This is a genomic window from Porticoccus sp. W117, from assembly GCF_030341905.1.
GTDB lineage: Bacteria > Pseudomonadota > Gammaproteobacteria > Pseudomonadales > Porticoccaceae > SCSIO-12696.
Genome location: NZ_JATAAF010000014.1, coordinates 58,407 through 74,457 on the forward strand (window position 1 = coordinate 58,407; position 16,051 = coordinate 74,457).

General features: G+C 42.2%; 19 protein-coding genes. 11 read left to right on the forward strand and 8 right to left on the reverse strand.

Annotated features, from left to right (window positions below; translation table 11 throughout):
• Positions 1-39 precede the first annotated feature (39 nt).
• Complete coding sequence (locus tag QSV34_RS10770; RefSeq protein WP_289154614.1) at positions 40-339, reverse strand: hypothetical protein; 300 nt, start codon at positions 337-339, stop codon at positions 40-42.
• 171 nt (positions 340-510) lie between these two features.
• A complete protein-coding gene (locus QSV34_RS10775; RefSeq protein WP_289154616.1) occupies positions 511-864 on the reverse strand; it encodes a hypothetical protein in 354 nt (117 codons plus the stop codon).
• Between the two features lie 397 nt (positions 865-1,261).
• Here QSV34_RS10775 and QSV34_RS10780 point away from each other — a divergent pair, with 397 nt between their 5' ends.
• Positions 1,262-2,281, forward strand: coding sequence for a hypothetical protein (locus QSV34_RS10780; RefSeq protein ID WP_289154617.1), 1,020 nt, complete (start codon positions 1,262-1,264; stop codon positions 2,279-2,281).
• 274 nt (positions 2,282-2,555) lie between these two features.
• Complete coding sequence (locus QSV34_RS10785) at positions 2,556-3,173, forward strand: hypothetical protein (RefSeq protein WP_289154618.1); 618 nt, start codon at positions 2,556-2,558, stop codon at positions 3,171-3,173.
• Here the strand turns inward: QSV34_RS10785 and QSV34_RS10790 are convergent.
• Both QSV34_RS10790 and QSV34_RS10795 read right to left on the reverse strand, forming a co-directional pair.
• Positions 3,170-3,556 carry a hypothetical protein gene (locus QSV34_RS10790; protein ID WP_289154620.1) on the reverse strand — a complete coding sequence of 129 codons (387 nt, stop codon included), beginning with the start codon at positions 3,554-3,556 and terminating at the stop codon, positions 3,170-3,172. The two genes, QSV34_RS10785 and QSV34_RS10790, sit on opposite strands and share 4 nt — an antisense overlap.
• 384 nt (positions 3,557-3,940) lie before the next feature.
• Positions 3,941-4,684 (reverse strand): DNA/RNA non-specific endonuclease, encoded by a 744-nt coding sequence (locus QSV34_RS10795; RefSeq protein ID WP_289154622.1) that lies wholly within the window; start codon positions 4,682-4,684, stop codon positions 3,941-3,943.
• Between the two features lie 445 nt (positions 4,685-5,129).
• Between QSV34_RS10795 and QSV34_RS10800 the strand changes: the two genes are divergently transcribed.
• The 4 genes from QSV34_RS10800 (at position 5,130) to QSV34_RS10815 (ending at position 7,680) form a co-directional block, all read left to right on the forward strand.
• A complete protein-coding gene (locus QSV34_RS10800) occupies positions 5,130-5,642 on the forward strand; it encodes a DnaJ domain-containing protein (RefSeq protein ID WP_289154624.1) in 513 nt (170 codons plus the stop codon).
• A gap of 49 nt (positions 5,643-5,691) precedes the next feature.
• Positions 5,692-5,982: a hypothetical protein gene (locus QSV34_RS10805; protein ID WP_289154625.1), complete on the forward strand. Its 291-nt coding sequence runs from the start codon at positions 5,692-5,694 to the stop codon at positions 5,980-5,982.
• Between the two features lie 106 nt (positions 5,983-6,088).
• Positions 6,089-6,718 carry a recombinase family protein gene (locus QSV34_RS10810; protein ID WP_289154626.1) on the forward strand — a complete coding sequence of 210 codons (630 nt, stop codon included), beginning with the start codon at positions 6,089-6,091 and terminating at the stop codon, positions 6,716-6,718.
• 269 nt (positions 6,719-6,987) lie between these two features.
• Entirely contained in the window at positions 6,988-7,680 is a 693-nt protein-coding gene (locus QSV34_RS10815) for a hypothetical protein (protein WP_289154628.1), read from the forward strand.
• Between the two features lie 3 nt (positions 7,681-7,683).
• Here the strand turns inward: QSV34_RS10815 and QSV34_RS10820 are convergent, their stop codons facing one another.
• The gene (locus QSV34_RS10820) at positions 7,684-7,989 is read right to left on the reverse strand and encodes a hypothetical protein (protein WP_289154630.1); all 306 of its coding nucleotides are present in this window, start codon (positions 7,987-7,989) and stop codon (positions 7,684-7,686) included.
• Between the two features lie 303 nt (positions 7,990-8,292).
• Between QSV34_RS10820 and QSV34_RS10825 the strand changes: the two genes are divergently transcribed.
• The 5 genes from QSV34_RS10825 (at position 8,293) to QSV34_RS10845 (ending at position 11,675) form a co-directional block, all read left to right on the forward strand.
• The gene (locus tag QSV34_RS10825) at positions 8,293-8,532 is read left to right on the forward strand and encodes a recombinase family protein (RefSeq protein WP_289154632.1); all 240 of its coding nucleotides are present in this window, start codon (positions 8,293-8,295) and stop codon (positions 8,530-8,532) included.
• 17 nt (positions 8,533-8,549) lie between these two features.
• Positions 8,550-8,795: a recombinase family protein gene (locus QSV34_RS10830; protein ID WP_289154633.1), complete on the forward strand. Its 246-nt coding sequence runs from the start codon at positions 8,550-8,552 to the stop codon at positions 8,793-8,795.
• Positions 8,796-8,817: 22 nt separating this feature from the next.
• Complete coding sequence (locus tag QSV34_RS10835) at positions 8,818-8,946, forward strand: hypothetical protein (RefSeq protein WP_289154635.1); 129 nt, start codon at positions 8,818-8,820, stop codon at positions 8,944-8,946.
• Between the two features lie 321 nt (positions 8,947-9,267).
• On the forward strand, positions 9,268-10,479 hold the full coding sequence (locus QSV34_RS10840) for a hypothetical protein (RefSeq protein WP_289154637.1): 1,212 nt from the start codon (positions 9,268-9,270) through the stop codon (positions 10,477-10,479).
• On the forward strand, positions 10,479-11,675 hold the full coding sequence (locus QSV34_RS10845; protein WP_289154639.1) for a M15 family metallopeptidase: 1,197 nt from the start codon (positions 10,479-10,481) through the stop codon (positions 11,673-11,675). Before QSV34_RS10840 ends, QSV34_RS10845 begins: the two co-directional genes overlap by 1 nt.
• Positions 11,676-11,774: 99 nt before the next feature.
• Here the strand turns inward: QSV34_RS10845 and QSV34_RS10850 are convergent, their stop codons facing one another.
• From QSV34_RS10850 to QSV34_RS10860, 3 genes are all read right to left on the reverse strand, one after another.
• Positions 11,775-12,269 (reverse strand): hypothetical protein, encoded by a 495-nt coding sequence (locus QSV34_RS10850; RefSeq protein ID WP_289154640.1) that lies wholly within the window; start codon positions 12,267-12,269, stop codon positions 11,775-11,777.
• A 114-nt stretch (positions 12,270-12,383) separates the two neighbouring features.
• Positions 12,384-12,668, reverse strand: a complete 285-nt coding sequence (locus tag QSV34_RS10855) for a hypothetical protein (RefSeq protein WP_289154642.1) — start codon at positions 12,666-12,668, stop codon at positions 12,384-12,386.
• Positions 12,669-12,697: 29 nt separating this feature from the next.
• Entirely contained in the window at positions 12,698-15,898 is a 3,201-nt protein-coding gene (locus QSV34_RS10860; RefSeq protein ID WP_289154644.1) for a DEAD/DEAH box helicase, read from the reverse strand.
• Positions 15,899-16,051: the final 153 nt, after the last annotated feature.

Sequence of the window (16,051 nt, forward strand, 5' to 3'; positions counted from 1 at the left end):
ACTCCCCAGAAATAGCTTCGCGCGGGGCGAGACAGCGGGTTAGAAGGCATACATCAGGCCGCGCGTGGCTAAAAACATCAGACCAATTACGGCACCAATACGCGCAATAAAGAAAACGGTAACGACACAGGCAGAGCAGAAGGTAAAGCCTCCAAGCTCACCAAAGTCGTAACCCCATGAATCACTGAAATACTCGGTAGCTGGTGGATAGCCATACTCGAATATTGGCCCGGCAGACGCAATTGCCGCCAAAAACGCAAGCATTGTGGCTAAACCGTGTAGGCTTTTTTCGATGGTTTTTTGCCCCCGATTACTGGGGGAATTTTGCTTGTTGAACATGGGAGCCTCTCTCTTCCGTTTATTGCGATATTTATTTAGAGGCTTCCTATTCTAGGCAGATTACTTGGGTTGTCGTCTCAAGACATGACCATTGCATGTTCAGTCTTTGTACAATTTAGATTCAACTACCAAAGTGATAGTGTAATTACTCGGGATAGGTGCAAGAGCTTACTATGCAGCGCTTGCATTTTTAGCTAACGGAAGCGTAATTCTTGGCTGTATTCTTTCCAGATATTCAACCATTAAATAGAAAGTTGGCTCAGGGAAAGCCTTCATAACTCGACTAAACGGCCTACGATTTTCAGGATGGTATATGTCTTCACAACCGCGAGACAAGCATAGATACCTTATTCGTGTTCCACGCGAACAAAGCCATTTTTCGGAACCACCGATCTGTATCTCGTCAAGCCCGTCCTGAACATATAGCCACAAATGTTGATAAACCAATAGTCCTTCTATTTTCAAATCCTCAACGATTTTTAGTACCCCGACCAAGTTCGGGATATTGTATGTAATTCTATTCATAGTCTCCCCACAACCTGTTCCTGCATACTCAGTTGACGAACTCTTAGGCATGTAAGCTTCCATCTTTAACCTCCAAAATTTCAGCGAAATTCTTTCCTGCTATCATTTTTCAGAAATTCTAATTTCCTATGGAAGCTTTCCTCAACTCACTATTTAGCTTAAATCTCCGATTTTCACGTAGATTCCCCGGAATATTTTCTTTGATTAGCTTTATTTATTGTTTTTTAGCTTTATATAGGCACTATCATTATAATTGCCCCATAATTTTTTAGCTAAACTGCCCCAATCATATATTTTTTCACCTTCATCACCCCATAATTAATAAAATTACCCCAATTTCAGCTAAACTCTTCTGAAGATTGGAACAAGCTCTACTTTTCTTTAGGGAGAAATGAAAATGGTGCGCAACTACTATATTAAGAACAAACTCTACAAAGGCTCTCGACTTTCACAGGAAAAGTTTGAACGACTGCTATTCCCGATACTTATAGGCACTCCCATTGCCTCTATCGCAAAAGACAATGATATTTCAGAGTACACTGTTCGCATGATCTCAAATAAGCTACGGGAAAAGCTTTCCACCGAATCAATATGGATGAATGAGATTCTCAAATCTTACAAAGAGCGCCACAATCTACTTCACATGAAGCTAAGCACAGCGCCTCGATTAATAACTGAATATCTATCCGAAGCAGCAGCCAATATTTTTTCCAATTACTACTACAGCAACGTCTACCCAAACACTCACGCACCATCTCCAACTTCAGAAAACCGTAACAACAAAAATCATCGCCAAGATCGGGAAGATTTGGAAAAAATGATAGACAATAAACAACGGATTGATACCTGCCTTCACAATTGCAGTACAAGCCCAAACCTTAGAGAGATACGCTCAGAATACGGCGATGTAGATTCGGGAAAGATACTCCAACACTTTCAAAGAGGGAACTATATTAAGCAACTCGAAAAAAGGAAGTCAGAGTGGGATCACCACATTGATCTCGACAAATTTATGAAACTACCAATAAAAAGCCTGGATGTCCGAATGGATGCAAAATTTCAGCTCTGCCAATATTGCCCTGCGGCTGGGCTAAAGCAACTGAAACCACAAGACTGGTTATTCTTGAGCAACTATGAGAAGCATATTAAAAAGCTGAGAAATGATGAAAGGTACATGGGTTTGTTCTTTATGAGCATGATGTTGCCAACAATAGTCAGCCTATACGTTTTGATGATTAAACAAGCAAAGTCTTACCTCCGCTCGAACAAAGATGAAGAATCACTGCGTTATACAAAAGAATGGATGGAAAAATTCTTATCGTCCATGAATTCCCTAGAGACTGACATTGTTACTGCTACTAAGCGGACGTTATTTGTCAGCCCGCTATCAAATACACGCCCTAAGAATTCTGGCTGATGGCATACGATTAGAGCGGTCGAGATGATTGACTGATTTTTTACTTCTATGTTTGAATTACTACAAGTCTCTCCCAGACCAACAGAAAACTACATTCATTAAATATCTACTTTGGACTTGAAAAGTCTGTAGCGCAGAAAATGTAAGCCACAACACAAATAGGTATATAAAAATGTCGGTACAAATAGATTTAACCGAAGAGCAACGACAATGCTTTCGTGTCATGCACGCCTATGATTGCTATGAATGGTGTAGGAGTAGACATACATCTAACATGAGTTCACCTAAAGGATCTGTAGAACAGAGCTTGGGAAATCTTGAAGCCTCCATAGAATTTTTAGAAAAAGAAATCGATTGGTTTGAAGCTCTTAACTCGGAACAAAAAATTCGAGCGTGCGTTTCCGGGGAGTTTTACATTGAAGGTATGACGGATTGGCTCAACGAAAAGCTAACAGAAAACAAGGGGGCCGACTCGCGAGACTTTGCCGATAAGTATGAAAAGGCACTAATACGGCTTTCTAATGCCGTAGGTAGTGATGAAGCATTGAGAGCCGCATGGGACGATGTGAACGCAGTGTGTAGGAACGATTATCCTGTCAAGCACCCTGATGTAAAACCTCTGCCTTATCCTGAATTTCTATCTCAGGAGGAGGGCAAATCGACTGTCCCAGAAGTACAGGAGTCAGCACAATATGACACTATTCGAGAACCTAAACGATACACCCAAGAAGTTGATGAAATTCGCATCAAGTGGGAGTTACCAGTACGCTTTACAATTGATCAATTAGAAAATAAATTTGCGTCTCGGGCTGCGTATTTCACTAACGATCACATGAAAAATAGAAACGAAGATGAGCTTCTAAAACTCCGTCCCTTTGCGGCCACTGCTTAGGGCGATTCTGGGGTAGGCACACCACGGAGCGGTGGCAAAGCTAGATTAAAATCTGGGTGAGGAAATAACGGTGTGTCAAGCGGGATATCGCGCTCGATCTTGTCGCGCTGTATATGGGCTAATGCATGGTGCATAATTTCATATTCGCGCTGCGTCACACGCTGCTGTTCACCACCTGGCGTAGAGGTCGCCGCGTAATACTCCATATCATCCATACGCTCGCGCACCATCTTTTCGGTCATTGAATATTGATCATTAAGATCCGCAATGTATGCAACACAAACTCCAATATCATCGCCTGAATAATAAGCGCCAACGATATATAGATTCTCAGGACTTACAGGTTGCGGCCCCCATACTTTGACTTTCTTCGGTTCAGACAATCCATTGCCTTTCTCTTGTTCATGCCTCTGCCTTTAGTATTACCGATTGGACTTAATTATTCGTTAATAAAATCTGTTCCCACTGCGTGCAAGCTGTGTCTTGTACTACCAACCCCTACATTCTGTAGGGGCTGTTAATACAAGACGCTTGCCAAAGGGCGCTGCCGCCCCTGTTGGATACCCCGGCGCTGGAGTATGATTAGACCTGCAAGAGGCCGTCATGCACCAGTCAAAACGTATCGCCGTTTTGAATCACACTCGCAGGGCATGGGTGTATCTGCCCCCATCTTCACCGAATTTCAGAGCAGTCACCGGTGATAGGATACCGCCAACGTTTCGGCGCTGAATCACGACCAAGGAGACGTCCTTAGATACTACTGGCTTTCACCACATTCCTCCCTTGCTGGCTTTCTTAGCCTCGACTTCATCACCCAGTAGATTATCCCAAAATACAATGCCAGCCCTTTGCTCGATATAGGACGTGGGCCGTAGATAATCTAACAGGTTGCCATCCAGCTCCTCATTCGGCATTTCAAATGCCCACATATGGATTTTATTGTTCTTGTCGATGGTCAGGACGCATTTGAAAAAATGGCTGGGAATGGGTATTTCGATGCCATTATCGTCTCGCTGCCCTATGAAACGTGTTCCAGTCGTGAAATCAAAGATAGGGCCACTGATAACATAGGTTTCGAGGTTCTTTCTGTCTCCGTTTCTATCTTTTTTTGCATCCAACTCTCGTACAGCCGTTTCAAGTTCACGCCACATACTCCGGTTCAGTCTGGGATGCTGTGGAGCCATATTGGAAAGCAGGAAAGTTTCATTGTTCTGGATTTGCGTCTCTAGCTTATTAGCGCTGGCCACCAGATGCCCACGATCATAGCCACTGCCCCTGAAATCATCCAATGTCGCTCTGAACCGCTTTGGAATGCGGTAATCGACAATGAAGTCATCTTGTCTCTCAACATCATTCATATCTCTATCGCCGGGAGTGACTATCTCTAACGCCCATTTTGCTTGCCGAAAGTAGTAGGAATACCCAACGACATAGTGACGGTTTATCAGTATCTGGTCGGCAGAAGGACAGCCGTAATGGGTTTCTGGTCTGAGTGAGAACAGGTCTAACATGACATACTCCTTGTGTTCGATGTAGTAGACAACGATTGAGAACGTGCCAGAGGGAGTGTTACAGCGGAAATCTATCCCGTGACAGCTCTAATAATATCAGCTCTTTTTGATGAAGAAGTGACAACTGAGGGGAAAGCCTTCCCCTGCCTGCAACCGCTGGCGCGTTTTCCGCCACCCCTTCGAGCGGGGACACCCCGCAACGCCCCATATCTTCTGTTGAGGTGAACCCTTGCGGGTTCGCTTTGTTTGTCCATTTCCCCTTTTGGGGAGGCACAAGCCTATCATCCGTTTTCGATTTCAGCGATACAACCTGCCCTTGGCAGGAGGGCAAGCCCTGTCCCGCTGAAATCCAAAACGCACGATTTCACGCTCGCAAGTTCGCTTCGTCTTGGGGTTTTCAACCCCAAAAGGGGTTCGTTTTTTAACCCTAATAGGAGCAAGAGCGATGAACATTAAAGATGCAGCCAAGATTTTAGGTCTGAGTGGTGAGGTAAGCCCCGAAGCAATCAAAAAAGCATACCGTGTTGCGGCCATGAAGTACCACCCCGACAGAAACCCCGCAGGGGCCGAGATGATGAAAATTATCAATGCGGCCTTTGATGCCTTGAAGGATTACTGCGGCGAAATTCCAGAAGGCGAAGCCGGAGAGACAACCCAAGATTATCCCGAAGCCGTCAATAATGCCTTGAATGCCATTATGGGTTTAGCGGGGCTGGATATTGAAATTTGCGGCGCATGGGTCTGGGTGTCCGGTGAAACCTACAAGCACAAAGCCGCGCTGAAGGAAGCAGGCTATAAATTCGCCTCCAAAAAGAAGAGCTGGTATTTCCGCCCCGAAGACTGGCGCAGCGCCAGCCGTGGCAGTTATTCAATGGAAAAAATACGCGGTAAGTATGGCAGCTCCAAGCCAGCGCCGATGCGCCGCAATGAACTCGAAAGTCACAGGGCCTCTTCTTAGAGGCCAGCAAGGAATGCTTTTTAAAAACCCCTAAAAGAAAGGAAATCTAATGGAAGATCATTCATGTGAAGTCGTTTTTAACTGGCGCGGCCTGACGATTACAACAAGGTACAATCACAGACTATGGAATAATAAACGTGACCGCTTTTATATCAAAGCCTCGGATAAGTTTTACAAAGGAGGCGACGACAATATTGTGCGCTGGTTTCCGCACTTTGATCGGCCTTTTAACAAAGAAGAAGTTCTAGAGCTTTCCCAAATGTGGCTGGACGACCAGCGTCGTAATTGCGAGAAATGGGCCGAAGCCGATATGCAAAGAAATCAGCTTTCTTTGTTTTAGCTATCTCTGGTAGCAGCAAAAAAAGCGCCGGAGCACGGCTCCGGTGCTTTTTATTTTCTTGCAGCCATTACGTAATCAGATTACAAAATCTAAAGGAGTAGAAAAGATGAAAACTGAGCCATCAACAAAACAAAAAGTTATCCTCTATGCCCGTACAGCCACTACTGAGCAGGATACCGCATCGCAGATAGATCAAGGTACAAAATACGCCGAAGAACAAGGTTACGATCTTGTCGCTGTTTTTTCTGATAGGGGTTTTTCAGGAAGTGCGATGGACAGGCCAGGAATACAGCAGATGCTAACCTTTATTAAAGAGCACCCTAAAGAAAATTTCGCCATCATTCTTGACAATCCATCTATATTGTCTCGTAACCCCGATATACATATACATGCACAAAAGAAGCTGGAGTTCTTTTCACAGCTTTATCAGGATGCCTCGAAGAACGAAGAACTCACCACGGAACAAGAACTCGTAGAATTCAATGGAAGCATGGTTATAAAAGGCTGGCCGGAAAAACTGAAAGCCGCCCAAGAAATAACAACTTGCCGAATTGATGGTGTTGAATACGAGCGCATTCCATACGGGCAAGAAGAAGGCTACAAAAGTGCAGGCTCTCGCCCATGCCATGATTGCTCGGCCCTAAAGGGGCAACTTCACGTTCCAGGGTGTGATATGGAGCGTTGCCCGGTATGTAAGGATCAGGCAGCCTTTTGTGATTGCGATATAGCTCTATAGACAACTGGGATGGAAAAAACGCCGAAATACCACCCGCTACATTAACAGTGCTTATCGCCAAAAATCTTTGTATTAAGGGGTTTTTAACCAGTTTTCGCTATTATTTATGGGAATAAAAACAGCCTGAATACATTAAAATACAAGGGATGGCGGGACAATGGGGCGTGGAATGCTCAAGATAAGGTTTAAAGCTGGCTCGAATACCACTGGTATTCGAGCCTTCGGGCTATCGGTAGATAGCCGCGCCGCGCACCAGATTGAGGTGAGCCATGTCTAACTTCCCGCCAATTGCGATTGCCTTTGCTTCCGCAGCGAGGCTTTCAGCCGAAATGGACAACGCTATTTTATTGGGCCAGCAAAGCGGCTCTGTTTCCGGCTTGCTGGATCGTACAGCCTCGGCAGAAAAAACCGATGCGAAATATACTCGCAAGCAGCAATCCAAAGACAAGCGCATGACAGATATTCTCGACATTATCGAGAATATGCGCCAGCAGCTTGCCGACCTTGAAGCACAGATGGCGCAACGTTTTGAGGCCCTAAAAGCCAAATACGGCGATGATGTTATCGGCGGTATGGCTACAACTTTCCTCACCGAAGACGAGCTGGCCGAACTGGATACGGACGAGCAGAAGCTACAGGCTTTAGCAGATAAACTCCTTGATGATAAAGGCAACGTCAAACCTCAATACCGGCATCTTGAAGAAGCTGAATATCTGGAGGCTTGGCAGAAGGCACAGAAGCTAAAGCCCGTTGTTGCCAAGTATGATGGCCGCAATACTCTGGAAGCTAACGAGCGACAGGAAGTGCTTGAGGCTGCCCATGATGCCGACCTGATAGACAACAAGGCCAAGATTACACTATCAGAGAATGATGAATATCAAGCGACTGTTGATAGTGAGATAGACGCAGAAGGTAGCAAATTTACAAAAACCTATGAAAGTACGGGTTTTGATTTCTCTTAGAAATCAATCAAAAACTTTTCCATTATGAACTTTCTGGGCAGCTTTAGCGCGCGCAATCGCTTTACTTACATTGGATGCGGCGGTATCAGGACTCCACGGCCCCATTGCTGAATGGCCAATATGATATTCAACTGATACGCCTTTCCAATCAGCGTCATAATAGAAATACTTGGCTTTCCAGCCACGTTTTTTGATCTCTTTGACAAATGCAGAGCCGATTTCGTCGGCAGTAACACCATTGCCAGTGCCATAACGAACCAAAATCCCAATACCACCCGTATCATGTGAGTATTTGTCGGCCTTCTTCAAAGCTTCCAGTGATGAACTGGCTTTCTCACCAAGGGGTTTTGGTGGCTTATCACCAGCCCACGCAGGCAGTGCAATAACACTTGCCAGCAGCCCGAGAATCAGGCACTTAAAAAACGGTCGTTTTTGCTAGGGTTGCTTTATTCAACAAATTACAGCCCTCGCAAGCCGCCAAGTTATTGATTTTCAAGGAATTGGAATTTTTAGCAATGTCATGGAATAGCCGCCCAGAAAAACGACCGTTTTTGTCTACCATTAACGCCTTGAAATCATTAGAACTTTTTGCGTTTTCTGGAGGGTAGAAGCATGCGCTACGGCTATGTCCGCACCTCGACCAACAAACAGCACACAGACCGCCAGATTGACGAGTTGGAGGGCTGTTGCGATAAAGTTTATATCGAGGACGGCGTTTCAGCACGTAAGAAAAACCGCCCTGTATTTCAAGAAATCTATGCCAAGTTGAAGGCCGGCGATGAGTTTGTCGTCATATCCTATGATCGGCGTTCCGTTCCACAGTGGAGGGGCTTAACTCTCTTGATGACCTGACAGCGCGGGGCATAAAATTGGAATCACTGACGCAGCGTTTTGATCCAACAACGCCAGACGGACGATTTTTCTACACCATGATTATTGCTGCCGGTGAGTGGGAACTCGGCATTCTATCCCGCCGCACAATCGACGGCCTTAAAGCCGCCGTTAAACGTGGCTCCATATTAGGTAGGCCAAAGAAGCAACGGAAACAGTTACTTTCCAACGGACAGGAGGCACCGCGCCATGGAACAGAGGCAAAAACAGCGGCAGTATCGTGAAGCTATGAAAAGATATGCTGCCATGATTGACCAAGCCGCAGATTCACCGCAATATGTTGAGCTATTGGTTCGGGGCAAGAACCTACTACCCTTTGAAAAAGCCCTTCGCACTCATATTGAGCAGTTTTTTGGTGACAAGCCGCAGTGTTGAATAGGTTTTCATACTGACTGTTATCGCACACCTAAATCTGGACATTCCTTTGAGGCAACCTGTTAAAAATCGATTAAGGGTGAATTTCAGAATTCCGTACACGAGATAAATAGCTATTTTAAACTATTGAGCTGTTTTAATTATGCTCTCCAAAGCAGCAATAGTAGTAGACATTTTGCATATTCTGCAGAACATATCATTTTCCTATAAAAAATAGTCTATGCTAGTAACTGCAGGCAGAATCAAGCGTAATTAGTTCCTCCTGACTACCTTTGTAAATAGGCGTTATTACGTAGAAATACTAATTAAAGGATCTCGGCCATGAATAATTGGAATCGTCAACCTGTAAATATTTTTCTTCTATTCCTAGTAACTATGTCTAGTTTTGCATGCAAGGGAAATCAAGAAATAGTGGATCATGTCATCGATGATACCAAAAAAACTGAGACCGCAATTGATAAGCGAGAACAAATTTTCATTGAAGAGTTCAAAAAAGCTACAGAAAAGGAAAAAAACCTAATTCTTGGTAGCGAAGCAGAGATAGAGATCCCTTATCCAAATGGTCTATCCGTTTTTCCTAAAGCCGGTTACGCATTCGAATGTATTGACAACTCTCAGTACTACTCTATCGAAGTTCGGAGTGAAGGGAAAGAATATGCAACGAGTAGTTTAAGAAAATTTTCTACTATCCAGCATGATGTACCAATTTGCAGAATAGCTTTTACAACAAGACGACAAGGCAAGCCTATACCAGACTTACTATTTTTCAATTCAGCATTTCCAATTGACTCGGATTTACAATGGCGCGCGAAAAGCAAAGAGGGGAAGACTACCAAGTGGTCGAACTTTCGAATGGCCAGCATATTAGATGAAACTTTTGAACAAGAAACTGGCTTGTTTCAATTCACTGATGACGACTGGGAGGTATATGACGGCGTACTATCAACATCTGCGGCGACAGAAAACTCAATAGCTTACGCGGCAATACCCAAATTTCCAAAACCTAGACATCCATCTGAGAAATCACACCAATTACGGGGAACTCTCACGACTTTTAAAGTAGAAACATTTTGTTCACAACCAACATGCGAAGTGGGATTAATTGGTCAAATGCAAAATCCTCGGGGTGGCCTTCCAGTCAGATGGTACGAGGTAACAATTACTAATGACCAAAACATAGCACTTACGTACAAGGAAGTTGACAACTCTACGGGCAAAGTTAAGTCCACTGTGCTCAAAAAACTAGAGTGGGATGTGAGTAAGAGCAGTCATATTGTTCGATTCGGTGAGTACGGCCCTCATATTCGTATAGAGATTGATGGAAGGACGCAAGCATGCTTATGGCGACCTAGAAACGGTGGCTATATAGCTATTAACGATCCTAGTGTGGGGATTAGATGGAAATCTACAGACGATGATAGCAACGTCAATAGTCTTAGAGTCGATTACGTACATACGCAGATGTACCCAGGGCCCGATTGGGGTTGTGCTGGTCCACTCCCGCCACTTAAGTATTCGAATTCCCTTGAATAATGAACTACGAACTAACAAAGGTAGAAAAACTATTGAGAGGTGAAAAAAAACCGCTCGTTTTAATAAAGCCAAAATTTCGATTTTCGGCCAACGGGCCATGCAACAAATGTCCGTTAGAGCAGCTGGGCCTGAAGGGGGCGCAGGGAGAAGTCTTTTCAGATATTACTAGAAAAGACAAAGAGGACCCTAAAGCTAAGAAGCTATTTAAAGAAGCATCAGCACTATACAAAGAAGCAAATAAACTTTACTTATCTGGCAAACACAAATACGAATATATACAAATTTTTTCTGGTAAGCGTTCTAGTCGATCCCAAGCAAGACTGTTCGTAAAATATGCTTGGCATCAGTATGGCGGGCCGAAAGCAAACAAAGCCAATCCGCCAGGCAAGTCTTTCCATGAGTACGGTGTAGCTATCGACATTATTCGAGGGAACGACACTCGTGCATTAAAAAAAGCATTAGAATCTGCCGGATGGCGGGAGTCTGTGGAGGACGAAGGCTGGCACTTCGAAGCACAATCAATAGATTCATGGAATATGATTGTCAAAAAAATGATGGAATCAACATTCCCATTGGGAGAAGAGTACCGAAAGGCAATTAGCGATTTTTTGAATAAGCGGAAGCTATGCATAGAGTTGTGGCCTAGTTACGCCAAACAGTTATCGAGACTACGCCCAGAGCGAGAGTCTCTGGAACGACGACGGCAAGAATTAGTTCGCACAGAAAAACAGTTGCGAGATGAACGAACGGATTTAAGAAGGAAAAGAGAGGCAGCAACTCGGTCAAGTCAACTAGCAAGCCAGTTGCAGCGAAAATATAACGAGATGCGCTATACATATTGTCCGGCAAATCCACCTGCAGACTACGAAGACTGCACACATAAAGAACAGACGTCTCGGTATGACAGAGAACGTGCTGAACTGAGGAGGGAAATATCAGAAGCTCGAAGAAAAGCCAATCTCCTGAGAAATGAATACCGATTAAAATTGAAAAAATATGAATCAAATCTATCCAGATACAAATCCGATTTAAAAAAATATCGTATAGATATTGATAGTTGGAAGGAAAAAAATGACAAATTTTTAAAACTAGAGAATCGTATAGAAAACGTTCGAAAAGGGATGAAGACTCTCAAGAGAACTCAAAGCGAAATTTTAAGAAATATTGACCATTCAATTCAACAAATCGTAAAATAATTATAATAAGATATTAGATATTTTTCACTTTACAAAATCACCGTTATCACACTATGAAATTATGCCTTTAGTAAAATTACAATAAAAATCAAGAAGATATTAATTATTAGAAATACTCTTAAACCAATCATGTACTGGCATATGAAAAAAATTTGGATATTTTTCTGACATCCAAACTCCTCCAGAGTAGATAAAAATTACAATAATTGCGCCTATAATCCATCTAGTTGTTTGCTGAACCCATGTCAGCCATACTTTTCTTTGATGGCCCCAGTATAGTCTGGTTTCTCTATTCTCTACTTTTTTATCAGCCAAAGGTTCTTTATTCAGAAAATGATGGACGTTTTCTCTAAGAGTTTCCAATGAATTAACATAGCTATGAAGGAGTCTTTTTGATCCGTCATCTTTTGATAGGCTGTCATAAAATGCTTCTATAGAATCTTCTCTTATTCTCCCTTCATCATTATCAAAATCTCTAACGCCAATATCCTCAAATTTAACCTTTAAGTTTTTACGATGCATTTGATAAGAATCTAGCTGCGCCTTAATCGAATCAAGAGATGATTTTAAAGTGTCAATTCTGTGGTTATTCATGGCCTTTATATTCTCTCAGTAAAATTTGGCGCATTGCACTGCTGAATGCACATCATGTCGATTCATTATGGATATCAACAAATCAACCAAAAAAATAAATAATTGCAGATATGATTAGGCATGCATTATAGAAAGCCAAAAGATAGATTCAAAAGGATTTATAAATGCAAGGAGCCCTCTTTTTCTAGGCATAGAAGAAAATATCCGCTTCTTTTTAAAAAAAGAAACTCCGGGCGTTACATCATACAAATCATTCTCTTCGAGAGAGTTCCTTATGCTTTTTTCTCTCTTTAGAAGAGTGGTAAATGCAATCAAACCCGATATGACAGAAGCCCCCAAAAAACCACCTAAAGCCGATCCAAATCCAGAAAAAAATCCACTAATTAACTCATTAATCATACATCTTCCTTTTCGGACAAAAGCGGACATTAAGAATTAAAGTAACAATGAAGTTTGGTTTCCGTCATTTCAATAACTGTCGAATAAACCGAACCAAGCAATGTACTCATGTCTGTTGAAAGATCTGAAGCTCTTACCCCAGGTTGGGCTATTGCAAACTCAAAACTAACTTCACTGTATTTGAGTGCTTTTTTAATATCTTCTAAATCTTCTGCACCACCATGATAAAATCTTAGGCCTTGCAGTACACCAGTAGCATTTCTTCGAGCCATATGTTTTAAGAGCTCTTCTGGCTTCCACTTGTAACGCAAGGAGACAATAGCTTGGCCACAAACTTCATATAAATCAGACAACCTTTTGCCAGATTTCTCTTTCGAATACTTACAGTGAATCATTTCAAATCGAACACATTCATCCCCCATAAATATTGCAACTATATCTGCTGATTCTCCTGCATTATCATCATTGAATACAATGTTCGCACCTTTTTCGCGCAAGTGCTTCATCATGTATTCTTGTATTGAGCCGTCACGCTTGACACCATATTTATAGAGTGATTCAACAGTAAAATCGACACCATCCCAATCAAGAACTTCTACTCTATCTTCTGGAATAACCTGCGTTCCGCTTTCTCCATAGTCCGTATGAATACAGCCAGAAATAGTACATCCGTTTAACAAGAACATTGTTGGTGGATTTTCTTGGAAAAACTGCTTGAGAGACAATGCTGAGCTTTTTAAGCCTTCAACCTTAATTTGACAGGAATCAAGCCCATGTACTTCATGCCCTTTTTCACCACCTAGAATAATAGAAAACGACACTTCTCCATCTGGCATTATCAGATCGAAATCAGTCTTATTACCTTCGAAAGACTTAAATTTAAGAGTAGCTTCAGACAAAATAAATGATTGGCTAGATGGGGCTTCAAGAGTTAGCTTATGCATTCTGTCATAAAGATTCTCGGCCCAGTCAGTTGCTAAAACTATTAAATCCTCAGGGTAATCACTTAACTGCACTTTCGACGCTGAATCTTCGAGCAACTGGTTAGAATCTATGTTTGTATCGGTAATTAAGCGTCCTACATCTAGACACCATTCCTTCCACTCTTTTAAATTTCCTACTTTAGCTGGGCTCCATATTTTTCCTTTAACCGAAGCTCCTACACTTACAGGGAAACCATTCCTAAAGCCCACTCCCACAAAGTCAGACTTTTGGCAACGAGACCCCGCCTTCCATCGCTCAAGCTCAGTAGTCACATCCGCTCCGCTTAAGCGAGAATAACGATGAAGGTGATTCGCAGGCTTAAATATTCCCGCATGAACAATACTCAAGCGCTTGATTGAATCAAATGATCTAAAGACGCAATCTCCATTTAGCGGAATTGCTTTAGAACCAGATATTTTTTCAACAAGCTTAATGACATCTAATCTTTTTTCGGAGAATCCAACATAGAGCAATTTCTTGTCTTGGTCGTGATGCATGACAATGAGATCCCATGTTTGATCCTTCATTTTGTCTGTTCGCGCCCATTTCACCTTTTCTCTTTTTTGAGTTGTGAAATAGAAAATATTCTCTTCAGAATTAATATATGGTTGAGACAAGGCATATTGCTTCAAGTTAAAGGAATTTTTAAAATTAGACCATCTAACGCTATCACATTGAAAACAGAGACAACTTAAAGCTGGATAAACAAGTTTTGGATTCAACTCTATATCTGGAGAATCAAACCCGGAATAAGGAGTGCACCCTTGAAGAAAAGAAAGCAGCGATTCAGCTTCGGCCTTTTTTGCATCCGCTATCTCGCTAATAACTTCTTCCCAACCGGAACCTTCTTGAAAAAGATTCTCCAACTCAACCGAAATCTTTTCCTCAGCATAATTTACAACGAATGAAGCATCCCCCAATCCTTTTTGTGTGCGGGTAAATCTACCAATAAATTGGAGAAGAACCGCGAGTGATTTGTGGACAGAGTGAACTGCTGCAACTTTAAAGTCGGGATAATCAAAGCCTTCTTTCAACATATCCACGCAAACGACAATATCGTATTTATTATCCTTAATATCTCTAATTATTGCTTTTTTTCCCGAAGTTTTAGAATGTATTAAAACAATGCTTTCATCAGGGAACCACTCTTGATACTTCAAAAATAGAGCATCTGCTTGCTTAGCATTATCCGCACGAACCATCATTTTATGCCGAGAAAAACCATTTTTTCGATCTTCAATCAATTGACCCATAGCAGAATCAGCAATAGCTTTATCCTTTTTTCTAGGGTGCCGCTCATCAACGGTGACTAGTGATATTTTTGAAAAGCAATCATCTTCAAGAGCCTGAGATAACGGATAGTTATATACAACTTTGCCTTCAATAGGTTGTCGATCATTTCTGTAAGGCGTGGCTGTGAATTGAACAATTTTTGAGTTTGTGAAAAGACTTTTCAGTGTGCCCCATTCTTTTGCAACAACATGATGAGCCTCATCAAAATAAACATGTGAGAATAATTTTCCAATTTCATGCTGTATTTCCAATGATGCCCTAGCCAACAAACCTGGTGTGGACACAACCACATCTGCCTTTCTTATAATATCTGAACACTTCTTATCGTTAAGAGTTTTATTTAGAACAATAACCTTCGGGTTTGGTGCGTTAATGGGAATAACGCCTAACTCTCTTAACATCCCCCAAGTCGAAAATTTTTCAGCGATTTGGTCTTTAAGGTCAATTGTGGGAACTATAACTAAAGTCCTTTCGGCCTTATCGACTAGAGATGTGGCAAGCATTGTCTCCGTTTTTCCTGTTCCAGTAGGAAGAACTACAGTTGCCACATCACTTGATAGAGACCAATGTGACATCAAAGAATAGATTGCACCCAACTGAGCAGTCCTAAGCTTCCATCCCTTATCCCCGACACCATTAATCTTTACATTATCAAAGAAAGAAATAGCACTTTCATCGAAATGCTCAACACAGCCTTTTATTATGTATGTCCCTTTCTCCTTGCCTTTACCACTCTTTAACTCTGCTAAAAACTTCACTCCTGACTCATGGGAAACTTTATAAAGATCATCCTTCACGTGGGCAGCCTTAAAAATCCAGTCACCTGCCTCTAAAGCCAATTGAGATAAAACACCAATACTAGTTTGTTCGTTCAGATAATAAAGGGGGTGCTTAAATTCTAGTGTTTCTTCGCGAAGAAGGTCTAAGCTTTCCTGTTGATCCTTGCTACTCAATTAGTTATTCCTTTTTCTATACTTTAGGAACATCTGATTAATTGATAATGCAGTGCCAGTTTCTGCAATTCAAAAATTCAGGTGCTCGTTTTCTCCAAATTTTGCGTAAATAACTCGATATTTACGCACTTTTTGCCTTGCTGAGGGGGGCTC